At 62.7% G+C, this 23,367-nt stretch carries 18 protein-coding genes; 7 read left to right on the top strand and 11 right to left on the bottom strand.

The window, feature by feature from the left end; all coding sequences use genetic code 11:
* Positions 1 to 6: 6 nt before the first annotated feature.
* A complete protein-coding gene (gene trxB / locus ABDZ98_RS04375; protein WP_160589223.1) occupies positions 7 to 978 on the bottom strand; it encodes a thioredoxin-disulfide reductase in 972 nt (323 codons plus the stop codon).
* A 156-nt stretch (positions 979 to 1,134) separates the two neighbouring features.
* Between trxB and ABDZ98_RS04370 the strand changes: the two genes are divergently transcribed.
* The 4 genes from ABDZ98_RS04370 to ABDZ98_RS04355 all read left to right on the top strand — a co-directional run bounded on the left by ABDZ98_RS04370 (position 1,135) and on the right by ABDZ98_RS04355 (position 6,636).
* Positions 1,135 to 2,175 (top strand): hypothetical protein, encoded by a 1,041-nt coding sequence (locus ABDZ98_RS04370; protein WP_160589222.1) that lies wholly within the window; start codon positions 1,135 to 1,137, stop codon positions 2,173 to 2,175.
* Positions 2,176 to 2,336: 161 nt separating this feature from the next.
* Positions 2,337 to 3,923 carry a carotenoid oxygenase family protein gene (locus tag ABDZ98_RS04365; protein ID WP_160589221.1) on the top strand — a complete coding sequence of 529 codons (1,587 nt, stop codon included), beginning with the start codon at positions 2,337 to 2,339 and terminating at the stop codon, positions 3,921 to 3,923.
* Positions 3,920 to 5,968, top strand: a complete 2,049-nt coding sequence (locus tag ABDZ98_RS04360; RefSeq protein ID WP_160589220.1) for a PQQ-dependent dehydrogenase, methanol/ethanol family — start codon at positions 3,920 to 3,922, stop codon at positions 5,966 to 5,968. The genes ABDZ98_RS04365 and ABDZ98_RS04360 overlap by 4 nt, the downstream gene beginning before the upstream one ends.
* A 62-nt stretch (positions 5,969 to 6,030) precedes the next feature.
* Positions 6,031 to 6,636 carry a nuclear transport factor 2 family protein gene (locus ABDZ98_RS04355; RefSeq protein WP_160589219.1) on the top strand — a complete coding sequence of 202 codons (606 nt, stop codon included), beginning with the start codon at positions 6,031 to 6,033 and terminating at the stop codon, positions 6,634 to 6,636.
* Positions 6,637 to 6,699: 63 nt separating this feature from the next.
* Here ABDZ98_RS04355 and ABDZ98_RS04350 read toward each other — a convergent pair whose 3' ends face one another.
* Complete coding sequence (locus ABDZ98_RS04350; RefSeq protein ID WP_160589218.1) at positions 6,700 to 7,776, bottom strand: NAD(P)-dependent alcohol dehydrogenase; 1,077 nt, start codon at positions 7,774 to 7,776, stop codon at positions 6,700 to 6,702.
* 125 nt (positions 7,777 to 7,901) lie between these two features.
* Positions 7,902 to 8,384 (bottom strand): MarR family winged helix-turn-helix transcriptional regulator, encoded by a 483-nt coding sequence (locus ABDZ98_RS04345; RefSeq protein ID WP_160589217.1) that lies wholly within the window; start codon positions 8,382 to 8,384, stop codon positions 7,902 to 7,904.
* A gap of 713 nt (positions 8,385 to 9,097) precedes the next feature.
* Here ABDZ98_RS04345 and ABDZ98_RS04340 point away from each other — a divergent pair.
* Positions 9,098 to 12,430, top strand: a complete 3,333-nt coding sequence (locus tag ABDZ98_RS04340; protein WP_160589216.1) for a TonB-dependent receptor domain-containing protein — start codon at positions 9,098 to 9,100, stop codon at positions 12,428 to 12,430.
* Positions 12,431 to 12,565: 135 nt separating this feature from the next.
* Positions 12,566 to 13,099 (top strand): hypothetical protein, encoded by a 534-nt coding sequence (locus ABDZ98_RS04335; RefSeq protein ID WP_160589215.1) that lies wholly within the window; start codon positions 12,566 to 12,568, stop codon positions 13,097 to 13,099.
* Between the two features lie 154 nt (positions 13,100 to 13,253).
* Here ABDZ98_RS04335 and ABDZ98_RS04330 read toward each other — a convergent pair whose 3' ends face one another.
* The 3 genes from ABDZ98_RS04330 to ABDZ98_RS04320 all read right to left on the bottom strand — a co-directional run bounded on the left by ABDZ98_RS04330 (position 13,254) and on the right by ABDZ98_RS04320 (position 17,874).
* Positions 13,254 to 15,188, bottom strand: coding sequence for a VOC family protein (locus ABDZ98_RS04330; RefSeq protein ID WP_160589214.1), 1,935 nt, complete (start codon positions 15,186 to 15,188; stop codon positions 13,254 to 13,256).
* A gap of 38 nt (positions 15,189 to 15,226) precedes the next feature.
* A complete protein-coding gene (locus ABDZ98_RS04325; RefSeq protein WP_160589213.1) occupies positions 15,227 to 17,176 on the bottom strand; it encodes an outer membrane protein assembly factor BamB family protein in 1,950 nt (649 codons plus the stop codon).
* A gap of 296 nt (positions 17,177 to 17,472) precedes the next feature.
* Positions 17,473 to 17,874, bottom strand: coding sequence for a MarR family winged helix-turn-helix transcriptional regulator (locus ABDZ98_RS04320; protein ID WP_160589212.1), 402 nt, complete (start codon positions 17,872 to 17,874; stop codon positions 17,473 to 17,475).
* A 366-nt stretch (positions 17,875 to 18,240) separates the two neighbouring features.
* On the opposite strand from ABDZ98_RS04320, the gene ABDZ98_RS04315 reads away from it, so the two are divergent.
* A complete protein-coding gene (locus tag ABDZ98_RS04315) occupies positions 18,241 to 18,843 on the top strand; it encodes an EF-hand domain-containing protein (RefSeq protein WP_160589211.1) in 603 nt (200 codons plus the stop codon).
* Positions 18,844 to 19,612: 769 nt separating this feature from the next.
* Here the strand turns inward: ABDZ98_RS04315 and ABDZ98_RS04310 are convergent.
* Genes ABDZ98_RS04310 through ABDZ98_RS04290 form a run of 5 tightly spaced genes read right to left on the bottom strand, consistent with a single transcriptional unit; the run spans position 19,613 to position 23,364 of the window.
* Positions 19,613 to 19,948, bottom strand: a complete 336-nt coding sequence (locus tag ABDZ98_RS04310; protein WP_160589210.1) for a hypothetical protein — start codon at positions 19,946 to 19,948, stop codon at positions 19,613 to 19,615.
* 44 nt (positions 19,949 to 19,992) lie between these two features.
* Positions 19,993 to 20,964: a fumarylacetoacetate hydrolase family protein gene (locus ABDZ98_RS04305; protein ID WP_160589209.1), complete on the bottom strand. Its 972-nt coding sequence runs from the start codon at positions 20,962 to 20,964 to the stop codon at positions 19,993 to 19,995.
* On the bottom strand, positions 20,964 to 21,527 hold the full coding sequence (locus ABDZ98_RS04300) for a cupin domain-containing protein (protein ID WP_160589208.1): 564 nt from the start codon (positions 21,525 to 21,527) through the stop codon (positions 20,964 to 20,966). Before ABDZ98_RS04300 ends, ABDZ98_RS04305 begins: the two co-directional genes overlap by 1 nt.
* Positions 21,524 to 22,210, bottom strand: coding sequence for a glutathione S-transferase family protein (locus tag ABDZ98_RS04295; RefSeq protein ID WP_272916770.1), 687 nt, complete (start codon positions 22,208 to 22,210; stop codon positions 21,524 to 21,526). Before ABDZ98_RS04295 ends, ABDZ98_RS04300 begins: the two co-directional genes overlap by 4 nt.
* Positions 22,210 to 23,364 carry an alpha/beta hydrolase family protein gene (locus tag ABDZ98_RS04290; protein ID WP_160589206.1) on the bottom strand — a complete coding sequence of 385 codons (1,155 nt, stop codon included), beginning with the start codon at positions 23,362 to 23,364 and terminating at the stop codon, positions 22,210 to 22,212. The genes ABDZ98_RS04295 and ABDZ98_RS04290 overlap by 1 nt, the downstream gene beginning before the upstream one ends.
* Positions 23,365 to 23,367 lie beyond the last annotated feature (3 nt).

Here is a 23,367-nt window from a genome sequence, read left to right as displayed (position 1 = left end):
GCCAGCCTACTCCGCTGCCACTGCTTCCTTGTCCGCAAATGCGCGCGAGGCGAGGAAGCGCTCGGCATCCAGCGCGGCCATGCAGCCTGTTCCCGCCGCCGTCACGGCCTGGCGATAGGTGTGGTCCATCACGTCTCCGCAGGCGAACACGCCGGGGATATTGGTCTTGGGCGTGCCGGGCTGGGTGACGATGTAACCGCCCGCGTCGATCTCCAATTTACCCTTGAACAGCTCGGTCGCGGGCGCGTGGCCGATGGCAACGAAAGCGCCGTCCACTTCCAGCGTGCTGCGCTCTCCGGTCACGGTGTCGACCAGCTCGATATGGCCCAGAGTACCGTTTTCGGCAGGCACGAAACGCTCGACAGACTTGTTCCACAGCGCGGTGATCTTCTCGTTCGCGAACAGCCGGTCCTGCAGGATCTTCTCGCTGCGCAGCTCGTCACGGCGGTGGATCAGCGTGACATCGTCGGAATGGTTGGTGAGGTAGAGCGCTTCCTCCACAGCGGTATTGCCGCCGCCGATGACTGCCACTTTCTTGCCGCGATAGAAAAACCCGTCGCAGGTGGCGCAGGCGGAAACGCCCTTGCCGCCCAGCTCTTCCTCTCCCGGAACACCCAGCCACTTGGCCTGCGCGCCGGTGGCGATCACCAGCACATCGCCGATAAATTCATCGCCGCTGTCACCGATCGCCTTGAAGGGTGACCCATTGGCGAGGTCCACGTCCACGATCGTATCCCACATCATCCGCGTGCCGACATGCTCGGCCTGCTTCTGCATCTGTTCCATCAGCCACGGGCCCTGGATCACATCGGCAAAGCCGGGGTAATTCTCCACGTCGGTGGTGATGGTCAGCTGGCCGCCGGGCTGGATGCCCTGCACCACAATCGGCTCCATCCCCGCGCGCGCGCCATAGATGGCGGCGGAATAGCCTGCCGGGCCCGAACCGATGATGAGCATGCGGGTTTTATGGGTGGTCATGGAATCGCCTGTGTTTCTGGGTAGGCAATCGAGGTAAGCTGCGTGGCAATCCATTTCAACCGGACCGTGCCGGGTCTGTGGATAGGCGGCGGCTTTACAGGCACCGGCTTTGCGATAGTGTACCTGCAAAAAGCAGGATCAAGGGGAGAGAACGCGATGAAGCCGTTCGCAAAAATGGCGCTGGCCGCCTTGCTGCTGGCTCCTGTGCCGGCGCTGGCACAGCAAACCGAAGCCGAAGTGGGTGTGCCGCCCGCCGCGCCCGCGGATTGGCAGGCCCCGCGCACGCCTTGGGGCGATCCCGATCTGCGCGGCACCTATCCGCTGGAAAGCATGGGCTCCACCCCGATGCAGCGCCCTGCCCGCTTCGGCTCTCGCAAGCTGCTGAACGATGAGGAATACGCCCAGTCGCTGGATGCTGCGCGCGAACTGGCGGGCCTTGCCGACGTGGAGGACGAGGCCGGCGTACTGGGCAGCGGCAACTGGTTTGAACGCGGTGTTCCGCTGCGCCAGACATCGCTGATCGTGGAGCCTGCCGATGGCCGCGTGCCGCCGCTTACGCCTGCGGGCGAGGCGTTGCGCGCACAGATGCGCGACAGCTGGAACAACGAAGTTTTTGAAGGCCCGCAGGATTTCAATTCGCTGGACCGGTGCCTGTCGCGCGGGCTGCCCGCCACCATGATCCCCTTCCCCTACAATAACGGACTGCGAGTATTCCAGGCACCCGGCGTGGTGGTGATCAATCTGGAGATGATTCACGAGACGCGGGTGATCCACCTTGGTGAAGCCGCGCCGCCGCCGGGCACCCTGCGCACCTATCTGGGCCATTCGCGCGGTCATTGGGAAGGCAATACGCTGGTTGTGGAAACGACCCATTTCAACGGCCTTTCTCCCATGGTGATCGTGGGACCAAGCAACCGCCCCATCCCCACCAGCGAACAGTTGCAGGTGACCGAACACTTCACCATGACCGGGCCGGGCCAGGTCTATTACGAGGCATGGATCACGGACCCCGTGGTGTTGACCGATGGGTTCAAGATGGCTTTCCCGTGGACGCGGGACGACGAGTACCAGCCGTTCGAATATGCCTGCCACGAAGGCAACACCATCGTGCCTGCCTATGTGCGTGCAACCAGCCCGCGCTTTGCCGACTGGCGCGTGGCCAATGGCGGAACGCGCGAACCTGCCCCGGTAAACTGAAGCAGAAGCAGGCAGAGACGTCCCGAGACAGGCGAGGTACGGGGCAGAGAAAGACAGAAACCCCGGAAAGCCGCACAAAGGCGGCATTTGCGCTTGTCAAACCGGCGCTGGCGGGCGATTTTGGCGCAGCGCGAGGGAATGGACGCGCGGGAGGGATTTTCATGAGCGATATTATCAAAGGGCCGCAGCTGGACCGGCGCGGTTTCATGGGCGCAACGACGCTGGGCACGGGCGCGGCCTTGATCGGGCTTGGCGCGGGCAGCACGGCACTGGCGCAGGAAGCGCCCTCGGCAGCTCCGCAAGTGGACTTTCCCGATGAACGCGGTGCCTTTGGCGGCGGCGGCAGCGCGGCAGGAGCGGTCAACCGCACCGAGATGGACCTGTTCGATTGCGAAGTCGAAGGCCACCTGCCCACCGATCTGGACGGCGTGTTCTACCGTGTCGGGCCTGACCCGCAATATCCCAAGTCCCCTGAATACGCGGGCGACATTCCCTTCGATGGTGAGGGGCATGTGTCGATGTTCCGCATCAATAATGGCCATGTCGATTATCGCACGCGCTATGCCAGGAATGCTCGCTGGAAGGCGCAGCACGCGGCGCGCCGCAGCCTGTTCGGCATGTACCGCAACCCGTCGACGGACGATCCATCGGTGGCTGGCCTCAACCGCGGCACCGCCAACACCCAATTGTTCCTGCATCACGGCAAGCTGCTGGTGTTCAAGGAAGACAGCCCGCCTGTCTATATGGACCCGCTGACGCTGGACACGATGGACGAGGAATATACCTTCGGCGGCAAGCTGGAGAGCCAGACCCACACCGCCCATCCCAAGGTTGACCCGATGACCGGCGGACTGATTGGCTTTGGCTATGAAGCGACCGGCTTCCTGTCCAAGGACATCAACGTTTACGAAGCTGACCGCGCGGGCAACATCTTCTGGTCGGTGACGGTGGCAGCGCCCTATGCCGGCATGATGCATGATTTTTGCGTCACGCAGGATTACATCGTGCTGTACCTGACCAACATGGCCGCCGACGCTGCGCAGATCGCGGCCGGCGGGGTGCATTTCCGCTATGACAGCAGCCTGCCCACATATCTGGGCGTGATGCGGCGCGGCGGTGACGGGCGGGATCTGAAGTGGTTCACCGGCCCCAACCTGTTCTGTACCCACGTGATGGGCGGCTGGAACGAAGGCACGAAGATCACCGTCGACTGGGACGGCGGCGAGGGCAACCAGTTCCCCTTCTTCCCCAGCCTGCATGAACCGTGGGACCCGGTGAAGGGCACCGGCTATATCCGCCGCTTCACCGTGGACGTGGGCAGCCGCACCAATGACCGCTTCCAGTCCGAAACGATCTTCCCGGAAATCCAGGGCGTGCTCAGCCGTCAGGATGACCGGTTCCACACACTGCCCTATCGCTGGGGATATTTGCAGGTGACCGGCCCCAATGGCGGCTGGGCACTGATCGACCACCGCGAAGGCACCAGCAAGATCGCCAGCGTGGCGGGCTATTCACTGTCCGAAATGACCTTCGTGCCGCGCAGCAAGAATGCCGAGGAAGGCGATGGCTACCTGATCGGTCTTGGCTCCAGCATGGCAGAGGCCGGCCGATCCGACCTGATGCTGTTCGACACGTCAGACGTGGATGCGGGGCCGGTCGCACGGGTGAAGATGCCGTTCAGATGCGTGGGTCAGGTGCACGGCTTCTGGGCCGATGCGTCCGACATTCCAGGAGCAAATGCTGCATGATTTCGGGGATGCGCGCTGCCATTGCGGCGGGGCTGATGGGTTTGCTGGCCAGCTGCACGCTGGCCGATGCGCAAACCGACATAGAGCCGGGCCAGTGGGTTTCCACCGGGCGCACGTGGGATGAACAGCATTTCAGCCCGATGGACCAGATCAATGCCGATAATGTCGGCGATCTGGGCCTCGCCTGGTATGCCGATCTCACCACCGACCGGGGGCAGGAAGCCACTCCGCTGGTGCTGGACGGCGTGCTCTACAACACCGAACCGTGGAACATCACCACCGCTTATGATGCCGCCACGGGTGAGCAATTGTGGCGCTATGATCCGCAAGTTCCCTTGCGCTTCGGGCGGCTGGCCTGCTGCGATATCGTGACGCGCGGGCTTGGCGCCTGGCATGACAAGATATTGCTCGCCACGCTGGACGGGCGGCTGATCGCGCTGGATGCCAAAACCGGCGACGTGGTGTGGTCTGTCCTCACTGTCAACAATGCCATGAACTACACCATCACCGGTGCGCCGCGCGTCTATGATGGCAAGGTGCTGATCGGCAATGGCGGCGCGGAAATGGGCGCGCGCGGCTATATTTCCGCCTATGATGTCGAGACCGGCGACATGTTGTGGCGCTGGCACACCGTGCCCGGCAACCCGGCGGACGGGTTCGAGAATGAAGCGATGGAAACCGCGGCTGAAACATGGAGCGGCGAATGGTGGAAATCGGGCGGCGGCGGCACGGTCTGGGACTCGATGTCCTATGATCCGGCGCTGGGCCTGATCTACATCGGCACCGGCAATGGATCGCCGTGGACGCGCAAATACCGCAGCCCCGAAGGCGGCGACAATCTCTACCTCGCCAGCATCGTGGCGCTGGATGCCGAGACGGGCGAGTACCGCTGGCACTACCAGACCACTCCGGGCGAGGAATGGGATTATACCGCCACGCAGAACATGGTGCTGGCCGATCTGGAGATCGAGGGACGCCTGCGCCACGTGATCATGCAAGCACCCAAGAACGGCTTCTTCTACGTGCTGGACCGGGAAACGGGGGAGCTGATCAGTGCCGAAACCATCGCCCCGATCACCTGGGCCACCGGCATCGACATGGAAACTGGCCGCCCGATTGAAAACCCGGAGGCGCGCTATGGCACTATCCCGGTGATGGTCGGGCCGGGAGCTGGCGGGGCGCATAACTGGAACCCGATGGCGTTCAGCCCCGATACCGGCCTGGTCTATGTGCCGGTGACGGAAACCTACATGGCCTATGCTGCGGCAGAGACCTACACGCCGGGCCAGGGCCTGGGCACGGCCTTTTCCGGCCATGACGATATCCGCCGCCAGATCGCCGAATATGCCGATGCCCATTCCACCGGCTGGCTTTCCGCGTGGGACCCGGTGACGCAGACCGAGCGCTGGCGCGTTCCCTATGCCCAGAAGGGCAGCGGCGGCGTGCTCGCCACCGCAGGCAATCTGGTGTTCCAGGGCACCATCGGCACCACCTTTGCCGCCTATCGCGCCGATACGGGTGAGAAGGTATGGGAGATGCCGGTACAGAACGTGCCGATTGCCGCGCCCATCACCTATATGGTCGACGGCGTGCAATATATCGCCGTCAATGCCGGCTGGGGCGGCGGGCTTGCGCATGTGGAACGGGCACAGTTTTCACAGCTGTTCCTGGGCCGTCCGCGCCTGCTGGTGTTCAAGCTGGGCGGCACGGTGGAGCTTCCCCCGATGCCGGAGGAAAGCTTCGTCGTGCCCGAACTCAGCCCGCCGCCGCCGCTGGAAGGCGATGCCGCCAGCGTGGCCCTGGGCGAGCAGCTGTACGGCGCCAATTGCGCGATCTGCCACGGCAATAGCGCGCGCGGCGGGGTGAAGGACCTGCGGCACATGTCGCCCGCCACCCACGCCGCCTTCCTCGATATCGTTCGCGGGGGCAGCCGGGCGGCAAACGGCATGGCCAGCTTTGCCGACGTCCTGAGCGACGAACAGGCAGGCGCCATCCATAATTATCTGATCGCCCGCGCCAATGAGGACTGGGAAGCCAGCCACTAACAGCGGGATCGCAAATACGGGTCCACCGATGCAGGACCGGCAAATTCAAGGGAGAGGGTGACATGACAATCTGGAGAAACAGCCTGCTGGCGCTAGCCGCAACGGGCATGACCGCAACGGGCCTCGGCGCCATTGCCGCGCCTGCCGCCGCACAGGAATACCAGCGCTCCTACGCCGAGGACCGGGCCGAGATAGAGGACCTGATGGCGCGCTACCTGTTCGCCATCGATTACTTCGACTGGGATGCCTATATCGCCACATTCGCGCCCGATGGGGAGCTGGAATTTGCCAGCGGCGTCTCGCGCGGGCGCGATGCCATCCGCACGGCGGTGAGCAATTTCTCCGAAGGGATCGGGCGGTTCTACCACACCGAAGACGGCGAAGCGGCCAAGCTGCGCCATGTGATCCTGCAATCCTCCATTCGCGTGGAGGGTGACCGCGCCTGGGCCAGATCGCTGTGGGTGGAAATGGCCAACCACGGCCCCGGTGACGAGATGAAGATGGGCACATACGGCCTGTATGAGGACGAAATGGCGCGCATCGACGGGCGCTGGATGTTCACCCGCCGCAATGTCCTCAACGAATTCATCCCCGGCCGCAATTCCGGACCGGAAAACCCCGTGCGGGTGATGGACCGCCTGGCAGAGGCCTCGCGCGCGGCGCAATAGGCTTCAGGGCCGGATTCAGGGCCAAGTACAGGCCCGGCTTCAGGCCCGGATTCAGGGTCAGTTTCAGGGACGAATCGCAACTTTCAGCACGCCGTCACGCTGGTGCGCGAACAGCTCATAGGCATCCTCGATTGAATCGAGGGGGTAGTGGTGCGTCACCAGCTGGGCGGTATCGACCCGGCCGGATGCCACCGATTCCATCAGGCGGCGCATCCGCTCCTTGCCGCCGGGACACAGGGTAGTGACGATCCGGTTGTCTCCCAGCCCGGCGGAAAAGGCATCCAGCGGTATCGACAGGTCCGATGAATAGACTCCCAGCGATGACAGCGTGCCGCCCGGACGCAGCACCCGCAGCGCGCCTTCGAATGTCTGTTGCAGGCCCAGCGCCTCGATGGAAACGTCCACCCCGCGGCCATCGGTAATCCGGCGGATCTCGTCCACCGGATCGACCTTGCTGAAATCCACCACATGGGTGGCGCCCATCTTGCGCGCCATTGCCATGCGCGCGGGCACGCTTTCCACCGCGATGATCGTGGTTGCCCCCATCATGAAGGCACCAGCCGTGGCGCACAGGCCGATCGGACCCTGCGCGAAGACCGCCACAGTATCGCCTATGCGGACCTTGCCCGATTCCGCACCGCTGAAGCCGGTGGACATGATATCCGGACACATCAGCACCTGCTCGTCGCTCAGCCCATCGGGCACGGGGGCCAGATTGGCCATGGCATCGGGGACCAGCAGATATTCCGCCTGCGCGCCGTCAATCGTGTTGCCGAAACGCCAGCCGCCCATCGGCTTGAAGCCGTGACCGACCTGCCCGCCGCATTGGGCGTGAAAGCCGCAGAGCGAAGCATAGGACGTGCCCGAAGGCGTAATCGCCCCGGCAATAACGCGCTGGCCTTCCTTATATCCGCTCACCGCAGAGCCGAGCTTTTCGATCACGCCCACGGGTTCATGACCCACGGTCAGGCCCTTTTCGACCGGATATTCACCCTTGAGGATATGCACATCGGTGCCACAGATGGTGGTGGTGGTTACGCGGATCAGCGCATCGAGCGGCCCAACATCGGGTACCGGCTTTTCGCCCAGGACAATGCGCCCTGGCTCAATGAAGATGGCGGCTTTCATAAGCTGTGGCATGGTGATCTTCCCGCAAATACGTTGTCACGGGCCAATCTGGCCTGATCAGCCTACGGTGTAATTACGCAAACTCGCTTAATGCGGAACGGCCCGCATGACGGGGTGAACAGCTTGCGGCGGGTGGCCTAGTCGGTCAGGCGATCCATGGGGGCCGTACTCTCGATCCTGACCTGCGGGTCCATCGGGCTGTCCAGTCTCGCCATCATCTTGTCGAGCAGGACGTGCATCGCCTCCATGTCCTCGATGCCCAGATCGGTCAGGATATGCCCGCGCATGGCGTCATAGATGCCGAAGATCTGTTCCAGCGCCTGCTCGCCCTTGGGGGTCACCAGCAGCAGGTTGACCCGACGATCATGCGGATCGGCGGTCCGTTCCACCAACCCGTCCTTGCTCAGCATATCCACCATCCGCGTGACGGTGGCGCCTTCGATCCGCAGCCGCTTGGCAAGGTCGCTCTGGGATTTGGGTCCCTGCATGTTCACGATTGCGCCCAGCACTTCCATGCGCGTCGCGCTCTGCCCGATCTTGCGCAACTTCTCGTCAAGCTGACTCCGAAAACCGCGGACGATCAAGACCATCTTGATCATCAGGCTGATATCGCGAGTCATCTCTCCCTCACGATAAAGGTCAAAACTGCTGCGCGACGATGGGTAGGGCAAATTTTCCTCGGATCTTCGGCTGTTGTGGCAACGAAACCGGCAGTTCCCCGCCTTGCGATCGCAGTCGGCCCGGTCCGGCCAGGTGAGCGGCTTGCTTGTGCGTTGCGCCATCGTCAAGCGGATTTTGTCAACCAGAGGCCCGCCGAGCACCACTGACAGCCCCGCCCCAATCGCGGAAAACCTCGCATTTTCGCCATTTGCGGCGTGATCGCGGCGGCATCCGCCTGCGATCACAAAACCGATATTTAGAAGAATCATATTTCGAAGTTTTGTCATGCGTTGGCCAATTTCCGCGCAGCGCGGGGACCAGTCTGTTATCGGTCTTTGGGGAGAAGATATTTTTTATCACTTATTTTCAGATATCTAGAAATTTATGAGCGCAAAAACTGCATATGCAAACGTTGTTGTATAAAGGATTACTTGACGTATCTATTTTCCATACATACGATTTTGATCTGAACTAAAATCAGGGCTTCCACCATGCTCTCAAGGGCATGCCGGGTGGCACCTGTGGGAGGGCGAGCAGAGGCAATTGGAACCACGCCAGATCAGTCCGGGCCAGACCAGTCCGGCGCAGGGCTGATCGTTCAGGTTCCGGTTCAAAACATAATTCATCGCGATTCCTAGGTGGGAGCATCGCGAATTGAATGGGGGATGGAATAATGAGAAATCTGGATTTGAAGGCGCTCAAGTTGTGCCTTTTGGCGGGAACCGCAGGCGTATTCATGGCGCCCGGCCTGGCAATGGCGCAGAGCCCGTCGGCAACGGCAACGGCGCAATCGGACGAGGACGAGGATGACGACGGTCTGCCGGTCCAGACGCCAGCCGCACCGGGCCGGGCATCGTCGGCAACAGGCAGTGACCGCATCGTGGTGACCGGATCGCGCATTTCGCGCCGTGACTATTCCGCCACCAGCCCGATCGTGACCGTAGATGCGGACCTGCTGGAGGAATCCGCGGCGGTCAACCTGGAGGCAAATCTCAACAAATTGCCGCAGTTCACTCCGGCGCTGACCCAGTTCGACGCACAGGGCCTGCAGGCCAATGCCAACAACACGCTGGGCATTTCGACCGTCAGCCTGCGGTCGCTCGGCTCCAACCGCAACCTGGTGCTGATCGACGGACGCCGCGGCACCCCGATCAACGGCTCTGGCGTGATCGACATCAACTCGATCCCGTCTGCCGCCGTGCAGCGCGTCGAGGTCATCACCGGCGGCGCTTCCTCCACCTATGGCGCAGACGCCGTGGGCGGTGTGGTGAACTTCATCCTCAAGGACAATTTCGATGGTGTTGCGCTCGACGCGCAAGGCTCCATCACCGAGGAAGGCGACGGTTTCGAATATACCATCTCCGCCCTGGTGGGTGCCACGCTGAACGACGGGCGCGGCAACGTGATCCTGGGCATCGAACATTATGATCGCAACCCGGTGCAGCGCCTGGCGCGCAGCTGGTACAACGATCTGGCCACCAGCCCGCTAACCGGCGGCACGGATATCCGCGTCACGCAGAACTTCATCGATTTCCCGAACCGGAGACTGCCCAGCCAGGCTGCCTACAACAGCGTCTATGGCATTCCCGATGGTCTGACCAATGTTCCACAGTCCAGCTCGCTCTATCTCAACGATGACAATTCGCTGTGGCTGAACGGCTATGATGCCGCGTCCGACCGCTTCGTGGTGGTCAATTACAACGATGAGCTGGACGGCTTCTTCCGCAAGATCTCGGACGATGGCAGGCTGTACGAAAACTTCACCGATCAATTGCTCTCCAGCCCGCAGGATCGCTGGTCGATCTATTCCAAGGGCGAGTATGAGATTACCGACAATGTGCGCTTCATCTCGCAAGGCTATTACGCCATTACCGAGACCGTTTCGCGCAGCTTCTACAACTCCATGTCGGGCAGTGTCGGCGTGGAAATCCCCTACAACGATGCGATTTACACCGGCAATGCCACCTTCGGCATTCCATCGTCACTGCTGGGCAATGGCAATACCCATCCCGATTTCCTTGCCGGCGGAGCCTATGGCCTGGATTGCCCGGCCACGGGTGGCTGTTCCAACCGTCTGGTCTATCCGCTGACGCCGGACCTGACGACCTTGCTGAACAGCCGTTCCACGCCAACCGCCAATTACCGGGTAAACACCATCCCCACCGCCTTTGGCCGGCGCCGCACCGAAGGCCGCAACCAGACCTTCAACGTGTTGGCCGGTTTCGAAGGCACGATACCCGGTACCGACATGAACTGGGACATCGTTGGCTCGCACGGCGAAACCACTGCCAAGACCGATCAGTACGGCTTCGTCTCGGTCGAGCGCTGGCGGACGATCATGCTGGCGCCGAACTTCGGCCGCAACTTCGCGGTCACGGCAAACAACGTCTATGGCGCGACGGCCACCTGCACCAGCGGCCTCAGCCCGCTGACCAACCCCGATGCCTATTCGGACGATTGCCGCCTGGCCACATCTGTAGACCTGCAGCTGGAAAACCGGGTGGTGCAGGAATATGTCGAAGCCAATCTGGAGGGCGGACTATACGATCTCCCCTATGGCCAGGTGCGCTTCGCAATCGGCGCCCAGTATCGCGAAAACTCGATCGATTTCCATGCCGACGCCACGTCCGTGGAAGGTGCGACATTCTATGAAACGACTGCCGGCATTTTCCCGCAGGCGAGCACCCAGGGCAAGACCAACGTCAAGGAAATCTATGGCGAATTGCTGATCCCGATCCTCAACGACATTCCCTTTGCGGAGGCCCTGAACCTTGAGCTGGGCTATCGCATGTCGGACTATCGTTCGGTCGGCACGGTGCACACCTACAAGATCAACGGTGAATATGCTCCGTTTGACTGGCTGCGGTTCCGCGGCGGCTATCAGGTGGCCAGCCGTGCGCCAAACCTTGGCGAACTGTTTACCGCACGCACGCAGGCCCTGCGGTCATCAGCCGACGGCGATCCGTGTTCGCCCGCGCTGCTGACCGAACCGTTCGGCTATGGCAATTACTCGGCCAACACCGATCTCAACCCCGATGCCAGCCAGGTGCTCGCGCTGTGCCAGCAGACCATGACGTCCGAGGCGGTCAATGCCTATTACAACGATCCGGATCGCGTGTTCCCGGAACGCGGCTTCAGCGTCCCGACGCTGGAAACGGGCGCCCGCCAGTTGCAGGAGGAAACCGCCAAGTCCTACACCATTGGCGGCGTGATCCAGTCGCCATCGCAGGACCCCTGGCTCAGCCGTCTGAACCTGGCGATCGACTATTACAACGTGACCATCACCGATGGCATCGATCTGCAGGGTGCGGATTCGGTTCTGCGCCAGTGCTTCTCGCCCATCTTCAACCCGGGCTATGAAGTGACCGACGCCTGCCAGCGCATTCGCCGCGACGAAGCGAACGGCAATATCGAGCTGATCGAGGTGAACTATGCCAACCTTGGCCGGGTGGAGACTTCGGGCATCGATGCCAACATCACCTGGGGCCTGAGGTTCGACGAGGTCGGCATCCCCATACCGGGCCGCCTCAACCTCAATGTCAACGCCACCTATGTCATCAACTTCAAGACCACGCCTGACCAGTTCGTGATCCCGTTGATCGATTACACCGGCACCACCGGCGGCGGCGATGTCGGCACGCAGTCCAGCCCGTTCGAATGGAAGCTGCTGGCCCGCGCCAGCTATTCCGTTGGTCCGGCAACGATCGGCATCCAGTGGCAGCATTATCCCTCGCTGCTGGATTCCTCGACTGTCCAGAATGCAGGCCCGGCCACGCGCGCGGGTGTGCCGGCCTACGATCTGTTCAACCTCAACGCCCGCGTGGTGCTGGCGGACAATCTGAACGTGCGCTTCGGCATCGACAATCTGTTCAACCGGGCGCCGCCGCTGGCCGGCTATCTGCTGAACGATGTCGCCGGGGACCGGACGCTGCCGGGTGGCTATTACAGCTCCTATCACAACACCATCGGTCGCCGGTTCTACATGGGTGTGAACGTCGACTTCTAGGACAGCAAACGGGACCAAATCAGGCTCTCCTGGTCCTGTAAAACATGTGGCGGTGGGGTACTCTCCCAATCACGGTGCTGACACCGCCACATGCCTCCCTTCACCGCAACTCGATCGAAGAGAAGGTCCCCGGGAATGAAAGCGGCATCCAGTCAAGCTCTCCTGGCCTGTGCCATCGCCGCGGCGAGCCTGCTGGCGGGGTCCGCCACACAGGTTCAGGCGCAGGTTCAGGAAGAAAACTACCGCCAGATCGTCATCATCATGCGGGCCTGCGCGCAGATCGAGGATATCGGCGCGCGCGTCACCTGTTACGACAATAATATCCAGCCCGGCGGGGCGGCGGCCCAGCCTGCATCGCCGGTATCGCCCATGCGCCAGATTCAGGCGCGGGGCTTCGGCGCCGAGGCCTTGACCCAGGTGCAACAGGAGCGCCGCGACAGCCGCCCTGAGGAACTGGAGGCGCGGGTCAGCGCGGCGGAGCGCGTGCTGCCCGGCATCTACCTCGTCACGCTGGAAGACGGCGCGCAGTGGCAGTTCATCGATGCGGCGCCGATATCCTACGAACCGCCGCGTGCAGGATCGCAGATCCGCATCTATCGCGGATCGCTGGGAAGCTTCCTGATGCGCTTCGACGGGCAGCAGGGGCTGCGCGTTCGCCGCGTTCGCTAGGCCAGTTTTCGGTCAGGTCGGGCCACCGATTTCCTGCGCCCGATTTCCTGCTGACAAAAAGAAGGCCCGGACCACCTTGCGTGATCCGGGCCTTTCAGTTGGTTCCAAGCGCACCATGCGCTGGGAGGATTACCTCATGATCGCGGCGGAGGGCCTAGTTGCCGACCGTTCCCGCGCGTGATGCGGTGATGTAGTTGCGCAGTTGGACATTGCCCTCGTGGCAGGCGTATTCGAAGAATTGATATTCATCGTCGCGCTGCCAATCCAGCCGCGTGCCCCAGGGCTGAGTGAAGATCACCGGATCGGAATAATGCGTCTCGTAAACGATCGAGTCAGGCCCGGTCATGGTGAAGCGCTCCACCAGTTTTGCCTGCGTGCTGATCGGCGTATTGTTCTCCGGCGGGGAGCCTGAGGTGACAATGCTGGTGGCCGAAGGGCCGGGGCGGAAATTGCCGGTTTCCACCACCAGCGTGTTCGCATCCTCCCAATGGCCGCGGCTTTCGCCAAGCCAGTTTTCGATCTGCACGGGAACCGTCGCCCGGCCATCGACCGGGATGATGCGCACTTCGTGGATCATCTCCATCTGGATGGCCACGATGCCGGGCGCCTGAAAGATGCGCAGGCCGTTATTGTACATCATCGGCATCATCGATGCGGGCAGGCCGCGGGTGATGCAGCGATCCCAGTTATCGAAATCGGATACCCAGTTGAACGTCTGCCCGCGCGCCCAGCTCGACCGCATCTGCGCGGACCGGCGCAGGCCCTCTTCGGTCATCGCCGGCAGGCGGCCATCCTGCGGCAGAACCAGCAGCGAGGTCCGCCTGCTGCCATCGCCCATCTCCACCCAGTGGCCCTGTCCGATCGAATCCGCCGCCTCCTCGTTGTCATAGCGGCTGGCAAGGCTGTCTATGCGCGACTGGCGCTCGGCATATTCCGCCTCGGTCAGGAAATGGCGATTTCCCTGCTCGGCGGAGCGCTGCAGCGGCAGGCCGTTGAGATGATCGATCGGCCAGGTGCCGCGCAGATCGGGATCTCCCCAGGCGGTGGTGGCGGGCGTGTAGTCATCGGGAACAGGCGGCAGGATGGTCAGCGGATCGACAGCGGCGACAGGTGCCGCCTCGGCCCCGCGCGGACGGCCCACCTGGGCGAAATAATTCGTCACGCCATCGGGATCGTAGAACCACACGGTCACCAGCCCAAAGCCGGCAAGGCGGTTGAGCGGGGTCTGAACGTCAATGCCGCGGTGCTCCCCCTTGGCGGCGGCCATCGGCGCATCGCTGATCACATACTGGATGCCCGCGCTGCCGGTGTCCTTTGGCAGGCCCTCGCCCACGTCATACAGGTAGAGCGTGGTTTCGCCGTGGCGATAGGGATATTTGGTCACCCCCAGCAGCTGGTCCTGGACAGGGTCCAGCTCATCCAGGCCCACGAATTCGCGGTAATAGGCACGGCTTCGCGCCAGGTCGGAAACACCGATGCCCACGCCCACGCCATCGTCGGAATTATCCTGCTTGGCCGGATCGACAATCACCTGCACGGCAAATCCGCCCGGGTCCACGGTCATGGCGGCATGGGTGCCATCGGCCATAAGGGTAAAGTCGGGAACGGGGAAACCGGCCTGAGCAAAGCGCTGCGACACGGTTGCCATGTCGGGATAGGTGAGCGTGAAAAAGCGAATACCGGTGCCGCCCAGCGGTCCACCGTCGAGGGCATATTCGCGGCCACCCTGCTGGCCCGCCGACAGCTTGATCTGGCCGCTGCCGACACCTGTCAGGATCATCTGCTGCGTGCTGGTGAGCTGGATCGGATTGAGCGAGCGCAGCGCCAGCGCCTGAGTATAGAAGCGCACCATGTCGGCGGTCACTTCACGCGGGAAGCGCCGGAAGACGTTCATCGAATCCTGCACGAACAGGTCGCGGGTCGAGCTTTCCAGCTGCTGCTGCGTCAGCGATCCCGGCGGATAGTGCAGGTCATCGCTCACTTCCAGCTGCGCGCCTTCGGGCGTGCTGACCGTGGTCTGGGTGGTCTGGGCATAAGCGGTGGATGCGAGCAGCGCCGCGCCCAGGGCGATAGCGGTCTTGGATAACATCAGAAACTCTCCACAGGTCGATTGGTTTGCGCCCGCCCCTATTCGGGCACGGCAAAGGCAATGAGGGCTTCGCCATTGACCGGGCGCCCGTCCTCGCCGCGCGGCGGCGGTCCGGCGATCGACGATCCGGCAGCAATCACCGCCACGTACTGGCGGCCGTCGCTGCCCAGGAAGGACATCGGCACGGTCAGCGGCGCATAGGGAAGCTTCTCGCTCCACAATTGCTGGCCGTTGGCTGCATCGAAGGCGCGGAAATAGGCATCGCTGGTGGCGCCGATGAACACCAGGCCGCCCGCTGTCGCCATCGGGCCGCCAAAGGTGTTGTTGGACCCGGTATCCTGCTTGCCTTCCGGCAGCATCGGCGTGGTGCCGAGCGGGGTGGACCACAGGATGTTGCCGGTGTTCGCATCCACCGCGTGCAGGCGGCCCCAAGGCGGACGAATGCAGGGCAGGCTGGTGCGGCTGCCATCCTCGGCCACGAAGTTCGCGCTGAAGGATGAATAGGCGCCCGGCCCGACCAGGCTGCCCCGGTCGTAACGCTGCGAGGAATCGGCGGTGCCGCGGCCATAGTCGCCGCCCGGATTGCGGCCCTCGATCCAGCCGATCGATCCGCTCTCGCTGGTGTTGATATAGACGATGCCATGCTGCGGATCGGCGGCGCTGCCGCCCCAGTTCGATCCGCCATTGTGCGGCAGATTGATCGAGGCGCGCGGCTCGTCGCCTTCCTCATGCAGGAAGAACGGCGTGAACGGCCCGGAATTGAAGAAACTGCCGCCATAGGAATCAAGCAGCGCACGGCAGGCCGCCGCATGATCGGCATTGGTGTCTTGCGCCGTCACCACATCGCTGGGGTCCCACCACATGCGGCTGAGGGCAGCGGGACGCACCGGGATCGGCTGGATGGGAGAATACCACTCACCCGGCACATCGCCGGCGGCCACGCGCATCTCGTTCACGCCGTGGATCGGTTCACCCGTCTCGCGGTTGAGGATATACATCAGGCCCGGCTTGCCGGTCTGGGCCAGCGCCGGGATCGTGCGGCCATCGACGTGGGCATCGAACAGCACCGGCGGGGCCGGCAGGTCCCAGTCCCACAGATCGTGATGAATGGTCTGGAAGTGCCATTTGTAGGCGCCCGTATCCAGATCGACCGCCACCACCGAATTGCCGAACAGGTTGTTGCCGGGCCGGTCACCGCCATAATAGTTGGGGCTGGGGCCGCCGATGGTCATGTACACGGTGTTGGTCGCCAGATCGGCGGTGGTGTACCAGATCCACATATTGGTGCCGGACCGGCCCTGCCAGCCATCGTCCAGCCAGGTTTCATGGCCCACTTCGCCCGGCTGGGGCACGGTGTTGAATTCCCACAGCTTGCGCCCGGTCCGCGCATCATAGGCGCGTGAATTGCCCGAAGGTCCGCGCGGCATTTCCGCCGTGTTGGCGCCGATCACCATGACATTGCCAAAGATGCTGGGCGGATAGGAATATGGCGTGCCGCCGAACAGGATCTCGCCATTGTCGCCAAAGGTCCGGTCCACTTCGCCGGTGCGCGCATCCAGCGCGCGGATTCCCGATCCGAAGGAATAGAATATGCGCGGGCCGGTTGCGCCATCGCCCGGCCACCAGGATACAGCCCGGCGGATCAGCGCCCCATCGGGCACATGGTGCCAGAGCTCGCGGCCCGTATGCGCCTCCAGCGCGATCACGCCATTGCCCGTGGGCAGGTACATGATCCCGTCCACCACAATCGGCACGGTCCCGCCAAGCAGCCCGCCGCCGCCATCCGGGCGCAAGCGGACGCTCCAGGCCTGCTGCAGGTCCCCGACATTGGCGACATTGATCTGGTCGAGCGGGGAGAAACGCGTGCCGCTGGCATCGCGGGCATAGCGGACCCAGTTCCCCGGCGCCGCTTCGGCATCATTGGCTTGCGCAGGCAGAACCGGCGTCAGCAGGGCGGCACACGCTGCCAAGAGCAAATAGGCTCGCATTGGGTCGATCTCCCGAGTCAATCAGCATCGATTGCACGAACAGACAGACTCATTCGCTCGTGCGCAGGCCAAAGTCCTTACACATTGAATGATTATATTGGCAAATGAATATTGAGACTAAGCGAATTTCGATCGCACGGCCCCGCGCAGCCGTGGGCGGTTGCACTCCGCTTCACACTGCAAGAGCGGGCTTGTACGGCAGGTTGTGATGAATCGGGCAGCGGCAGAGCGCCAGCCGGGCGCTGGTCCGGGGAGTTGGTTCGGGGAGCGGTTCGGGCGGGTCCGTCGTTCGGGCTTCAGCCCTCACCCTCTGTCAGGGCGACCAGCGTGCGCTCGATATAATCGATGAATTTCGCCAGATCCTCATCGCCCAGTTCCTCGCGAATAGGTGCCTCGATCTTGGAGACTTCGGCGAACAGCGTGTGCATCGTGCGCTCGCCCTTTTCGCTCAGCAGCACCATGTTGCGTCGCCGGTCGACACTGGACCGTTCGCGGGTCACCAGATCGCGCCGTTCAAGCTCGTCGATTATGCCCACCACATTGGGGCCGGTAATGCCGGCCTGGGCGGCAAGCTCTGCCTGCGAGCTGTGCGGATTGGCGGAGATCAGCGCCAGCAGGGTCAGCGACCCGGTTGGCAGGCCAAAGGGTTCACTGACCGCGATCGAGCGCGCCTGCAGCAGGTTTCGCAGCAGGCGCATACGCGGCCCGATCGAATTTTCCAGGATACCCCAGTCCAGCTTGCGACCCTCCGCCAGTGTTCAAAAAAGCCAGTGCTTAAAAACAGAATGATTATCTCTAATGGGTTTACCTGCGCCCTGTCAAAGCGTTGTGTCAAAGTGGTGTCCCGCAATTGCATGTGCAGGGCGGCGGCGGCGGCCGCACTGACGGGGTGTTGGCAGGGCAAGGCGACCACTCATCAGGAACAATCCCTATTCCGCCTGGATAGCCAAGCCGCCATTTCCGCCACCGATAGGGAGTTGGCACTTTCAAACCGTGCCAGAACAAGGAGCAAGATTGTGCGAACTACTCTTCGGAATGCATGCCTGACACTGGCAATTGCGACGATGGCCACGTCCCCGGCCTATGCGCAGGGCGGCGGCGGTGGCGGTGGCGGTAGCCAGCAAAGCGGCCCTCCGGCCAGTGTGCCCGGTACAGGGACGATGGATCAGGACAGGACGCGGGACAGGCTGGATGTGCCCGATCAGGACCGTGACCGGCTGCGCGACCGCGACCGTCTGGATACGCCAGACCGTGACCGGGATCGTGACCGTGACCAACTCTATCTCGGCACGCGCGACAGACTGCGCGATCAGGACCGCGACCATGACGGCTTTATCGATCAGACGGAATTCCGCAGCTGGCATGGCCAGACCTTCACCGCGATGGACAGCGACAACAGCGGCGGTTTCACGCTTCAGGAATTTCTGAGAGCCCGCCTCGGGCCGGGTCCCGGCAGCGGAGATTCGGCAAATCGCCGCCAGCGCATGGAAGAGCGTGCCCAGGCCCGCAAGACCGAGCGTTTCCGCCTGATGGACGGCAATGGTGACGGCATGGTCACGCGCACCGAATACATGAACTTCGGTGAGCTCAACTATCTCGACGCCGATGCCAATGACGATGGTCGGCTCACCGTCCGGGAATTGCAGCAATTCCATCGCGGCTGGTGATGCCCCGCGTGCCGCGCAGCCACCCCGGGCTGCGCGGCACTGCACTTGCGGAAGGCACTGCACTTGCGGAAGGCAGGGCTCTGCGGAAGGCAGGGCGGCAGCCGCCTATCCAGCAGGGCTGACCGGACGCACAGCGTTCAAGTGCAGGGATAACCCAGAGCGATTGGGAAAGTGCCAAATGCCCTTGGGTGAAGTGATGGTGCGCGACGCAGTCCGGAGCGGACCGGTCTCTCCCTCGACTTCCCTGTTATGCAGGGAATTAACAGGGAAAGATGCAAATTTCAGGGCCAAAGCAGGCACTTTGAAGTCAGTTTTTGCGCCAGCGGGAAGAATTTATGATGATATTTCGGTGCCCTAAAGGCTAGATGTCCGCTTTCCCTGTTATTCGTCATAACAGGGTATTTAATCGACCGTAACAGGACGGTTAATCAGCATAACAGGCCTGTTAATTGGCAAAACAGGCTTAAATTCAAGACAGCAGAAATGCTGGCTTGATACCTGGCGAATTCGAGCAGGTGCTGTCAGTCTAATCGCAACTCGTCTCCGATCGACATATCATCACCACAAGTCGAATGATCTCGGGCGAGGAGTTGAAATAGCGGAACGGATTGGCCGGTTTGCGAGGTCTGGGCATGACGAATGCCCTACCCTCGTCCGCTCACTTTTCAATCAGGTGCATTTGCTTTGACAGGACCAAGCCAGCTAGCAGCCGTCGCCCGCCGCTGCCACGTTAGCCTGACAATGCCGGTTTGACAGTGCCCCCTCAGGACTAGTCTCCCGCGGTTCTGACACCTGCCAATTCGTCAAACGCAGCCTGGATCTCAGCCATCTTCGCTTCGGTCAGCACTGCAGATTCGTACTGGGCGGCGACGCGCAGGGTATTGGGGCGGCCCATGGTCTGAAACATGTCGTTGGCGTAGACCGTAGGGATCAGCCGTTCGAGGATCTCCGCAGATGCGGGATCGTCAAGCAGTGTGGCGATCGTTGTCGTTTCTACCGAATAGTGCAGGTGCGCTTCGGCTTCTTCATCATCCTGAGCTAGGGCCGGGGTGACGGCCAGGCCAGACAAGCCGACTGCAAGTGCTGCTGCGTAGATTAGTCTCATAATCGCTTCTCTCCCAATGGTGTGGACGTAGTAAAATCTGTTGGTCAGGGCCGGCAGACCACCTGCTGGTCGATTGCGCCGAAGGGCTTGCCGCCCGCAGCATCGACACCGGCCATACGGATGTGGTCGCCGAAGGACATGAACCCGGTCGTCGGCTTGCCGTCGGCAATGATCTCGATCGCGCGGCGTTCGGAAATACAGCTGGAGCCGACCTCGGCATAGCCGGCATTGGCAACCGTACCCGAGCCGATGATGGTGCCTGCCACCAGGTCGCGCGTGGTTGCGGCTTGGGCAACCAGTTCGTGGAAGCCGACATCCATCTCGCGCCCGTTGGCCGAGCCGAACCGCTTGCCGTTCCAGTCGATCTGCAGATCGAGACACACCCGTCCGTCGCGCCAGCCATCGTGCAGTTCGTCCGGCGTCACCGCAAAGGGAGCAACTGAGCAGGCAGGCTTGGCGAGAATGAAGCCGAAGCCAGTCTTCATCTCGGGCACGGCGTAGGCACGCAGTGACCAGTCGTTGATCTGCACCAACAGGCGGATGCGCTCCATTGCTTCGGCAGGCGTACAGCCCATCGGCACGTGATCGACAATGACGCCGAATTCGCCTTCGAAGTCGATCCCGTCGGCTTCCGAGCCGAAGGGCACGTCCTCGGTCGGTCCGTAGAAGCGATCCGATTGTCCCTGGTACATCAGCGGGCGCTGGTTCTCGATCGGGTCGGTGTTGAAGGCGACCTCCATCAGTCGCGCGTGGGTGGAGAAGACAGAGCCATCGAGCCATTGCCAGGCGCGCGGCATGGGAGCGCGAAATGCAGTCTGTGCGGTGATTTTACCGCCTGCCCCCTGCTCCACCTCATCGACCGTGGCCCGAAGTGCGGGTTCGGCCTTCTGCCAATCGGTGAAAGCTGCCAGCAGGTTCGGCCAGCGTTCCCCGGCAGCAAGAAAACGCTTGCCGTCCGCCGACACCACCACCAGCTCGCCGTCGGGAGTGCCGTTTGCAAGGGTCGCCAGCCGCATCAGAGGCCCTCCTTGAATGTGCCGTCGATCAGGATGAAGGCGATACGGCAGTTGCGGTCCGAGCGGTTGGCCCAGCCGTGGTTGGTGCCGCGCTGGATAATGATGTCGCCGGGGCGGCAGATGGTCTCGCCTTCGTCGAGGATCAGCACCAGCTCGCCTTCGAGCACGATGCCGTAGTCGATAGTCTCCGTCCGGTGCATGTGCGCGTGGCGCGAGCCGCGGCTGCTGTGCGACGATGCATCGCCTGCGCCCACTTCGGCAAAATGCGCCTGCGCTTCCTCTGTCGTGACGTAGTCCAGCCTATCCCCGTCCGGCGGGATGTCGAGCACGCGGATGCGGGTGCCGTTCTTCGGCGGGGTCAGCTGGATGCCGCTCTCTTCCGGTTCGCCCGATGCACGGTCAATCGGCGCTGGCGTCGCGCGGGTATTCCAGACTTCGAAGAACAGCGGGCCATGCTCGCCGCCGATTTGTTGGACGCGCGGCACCGGGCCGTCCTCGAGGAAGACAGCACGCCCCTCGGCATCGTGACCCGTGACGATACGCCTTACTGGCTGTTCGCTCATGGCTTGGCTCCCTTGTCGAATTGCGGACGGAACAGCAGGCCGCGCGCATCGAGTTCCTGCTCGGCCTCCGCCTCGCGGGCGAGCGCCGCTTGCGCGCTTGGCCGGGCGATGGCCCACGCATAATGCGCGGAAATGGCCGGAAAGTCAGAAGCATCGAACCCGTTGCCCGTCAGGCGGAACCAGATCCACGCGACATAGGCATCCAGCACCGACCAGTACGCGCCGAAATACCATTCGCTGGCGGCCAGCCTGGCCTCGACCGGGGCCAACTGCTGGGTGACCAGCTCGCGTGCCTTTTCGCGGATTTGCGGCACCTGTTGCGGGTCAGTCGAAACGGTCACCGGCATGACGAAGCGGGTCACCAGCGGGTGGAGATCGCTGGAACAGCGGAACAGTTCGGCCCGCACCCTGGCGCGCTTGAAAGGTTCGTCGCTGAGCGGGAGCAAATTGGCATGCGGGTAAGCTTCGGAGAGATAGGTGAGCATGGCGCCGTTCTGCACCAACACCCCGTCAGGGGTTTCCAGCGCGGGCACCTTGCCCGATGGATTGACGGCGAGATAGGCGGGCTGGCGATGCTCGCCCGCCATGAAGGCAACCAGCCCTGTCTCGAAAGGCTCGCCGATCTCCTCGAGGGCAGTCATAGTCACCCGGGCGCAGGTATTGGGGGCGAACCACAGCTTCATCATTGGGTTTGCCCTCCCAGTGTGTCGGCAAACCAGTCGGCGATATAGTCGCGGGCATAGGACATGTTGTCCGCCCCGACGTGCTCCACCCCGCCTTCGCGCGGCGTGAAAATCTTGAGTTCGCGGCGCGGCGCGTTGACCAGTTGCTCGTAGGCCTGGTGCGCGTAGTCGACCGAGATCTGCCGGTCCTGCGCTCCGTGGGTAATCAGGAAGGGAACGGCAATCCGGTCCATGTGGCCGTTCAGGTTCATCCCCGCTGACCGGGCGAGGAAATCGTCCATGTCATTCGCCCCGAAAGTCCAGAACACATGCGCCCAGTAGTGCGGGACGGGGTTCTCGCCCTCGCGCCGGATGCGCGCATCCTGCACCTCACGCCAGTTGTGGTTGGCGCCCCAGACGGCGCCCGAGGCAAAGCGCGGTTCGTAAGCGACCGCACGCGGCGCAAAATGGCCGCCCAGCGAGATCCCGGTCATGCCGATGCGCGCGGGATCGACATTGTCGCGCGCCTCCAGCCAGTCGACTGCCTTGCTCGCCCAGTTTTCCGAATGCGGATCAACCGGCAGGCCCTGCAGACGAATGGCTTCACCGGTTCCGGGTTGGTCTACGCAGAGAGTGGAGATGCCGCGTCTGGCCAGCGCCTCGGGCAAGCGCGACCAGTAGAGCAGTTCCTTGGTGCTATCGAGCCCATTGCAATATATCACCACCGGGCGCGGCCCTTCGCCGGCTCCGCGGGTGAACAGCGCGGGCATTACGCCTTGCGCCAGCGGCACTTCCACCCGTTCACGGTTGAGCGAACCGAGCACGGTCGAGCGTTCGACGCTAGCGAGTGCCTTGGCATAGGTCACCTCCCGCCCCGCTGATCCTTGCTGCTGCATCCTTTCGGCAACCAAGAGGTACAAGGCCGCGCGTTCGAGCTTGTCCGAGGCCGAGAAGCCGCGACCGCGCTGCTCGTCTTCTGCGGCGAGTTCGAGCAGCGTCTCGGCCTTGGCGACCCATTGGCGCATGAAGTCGGGCGTTCCTGCGTCTCCGCTTTCCGCAGCCGCACGGATTGGCTCGCACATGTCGATCAGCTCGCCGATCTGGCCACCGCTCTCCAGCGCCATGGCGACCGAGAGATTCCAGATGTAGTTGGGGAAGTATTCGAACAGAGCCATGGG

This window comes from Alteraurantiacibacter aestuarii (assembly GCF_039523595.1).
In the GTDB taxonomy this organism is placed as follows: Bacteria; Pseudomonadota; Alphaproteobacteria; order Sphingomonadales; family Sphingomonadaceae; genus Alteraurantiacibacter; species Alteraurantiacibacter aestuarii.
The sequence above is the reverse complement of the archived record's forward strand: the minus strand, read 5'-3'. Positions and strand labels throughout refer to the sequence as shown.

Coding starts and splice junctions, on each gene's coding strand:
- trxB (WP_160589223.1), bottom strand. CDS start 978: ATGACCACCCATAAAACCCGCATGCTCATCATCGGTTCGGGCCCGGCA.
- ABDZ98_RS04370 (WP_160589222.1), top strand. CDS start 1,135: ATGAAGCCGTTCGCAAAAATGGCGCTGGCCGCCTTGCTGCTGGCTCCT.
- ABDZ98_RS04365 (WP_160589221.1), top strand. CDS start 2,337: ATGAGCGATATTATCAAAGGGCCGCAGCTGGACCGGCGCGGTTTCATG.
- ABDZ98_RS04360 (WP_160589220.1), top strand. CDS start 3,920: ATGATTTCGGGGATGCGCGCTGCCATTGCGGCGGGGCTGATGGGTTTG.
- ABDZ98_RS04355 (WP_160589219.1), top strand. CDS start 6,031: ATGACAATCTGGAGAAACAGCCTGCTGGCGCTAGCCGCAACGGGCATG.
- ABDZ98_RS04350 (WP_160589218.1), bottom strand. CDS start 7,776: ATGCCACAGCTTATGAAAGCCGCCATCTTCATTGAGCCAGGGCGCATT.
- ABDZ98_RS04345 (WP_160589217.1), bottom strand. CDS start 8,384: ATGACTCGCGATATCAGCCTGATGATCAAGATGGTCTTGATCGTCCGC.
- ABDZ98_RS04340 (WP_160589216.1), top strand. CDS start 9,098: ATGAGAAATCTGGATTTGAAGGCGCTCAAGTTGTGCCTTTTGGCGGGA.
- ABDZ98_RS04335 (WP_160589215.1), top strand. CDS start 12,566: ATGAAAGCGGCATCCAGTCAAGCTCTCCTGGCCTGTGCCATCGCCGCG.
- ABDZ98_RS04330 (WP_160589214.1), bottom strand. CDS start 15,188: ATGTTATCCAAGACCGCTATCGCCCTGGGCGCGGCGCTGCTCGCATCC.
- ABDZ98_RS04325 (WP_160589213.1), bottom strand. CDS start 17,176: ATGCGAGCCTATTTGCTCTTGGCAGCGTGTGCCGCCCTGCTGACGCCG.
- ABDZ98_RS04320 (WP_160589212.1), bottom strand. CDS start 17,874: ATGCGCCTGCTGCGAAACCTGCTGCAGGCGCGCTCGATCGCGGTCAGT.
- ABDZ98_RS04315 (WP_160589211.1), top strand. CDS start 18,241: ATGGCCACGTCCCCGGCCTATGCGCAGGGCGGCGGCGGTGGCGGTGGC.
- ABDZ98_RS04310 (WP_160589210.1), bottom strand. CDS start 19,948: ATGAGACTAATCTACGCAGCAGCACTTGCAGTCGGCTTGTCTGGCCTG.
- ABDZ98_RS04305 (WP_160589209.1), bottom strand. CDS start 20,964: ATGCGGCTGGCGACCCTTGCAAACGGCACTCCCGACGGCGAGCTGGTG.
- ABDZ98_RS04300 (WP_160589208.1), bottom strand. CDS start 21,527: ATGAGCGAACAGCCAGTAAGGCGTATCGTCACGGGTCACGATGCCGAG.
- ABDZ98_RS04295 (WP_272916770.1), bottom strand. CDS start 22,210: ATGAAGCTGTGGTTCGCCCCCAATACCTGCGCCCGGGTGACTATGACT.
- ABDZ98_RS04290 (WP_160589206.1), bottom strand. CDS start 23,364: ATGGCTCTGTTCGAATACTTCCCCAACTACATCTGGAATCTCTCGGTC.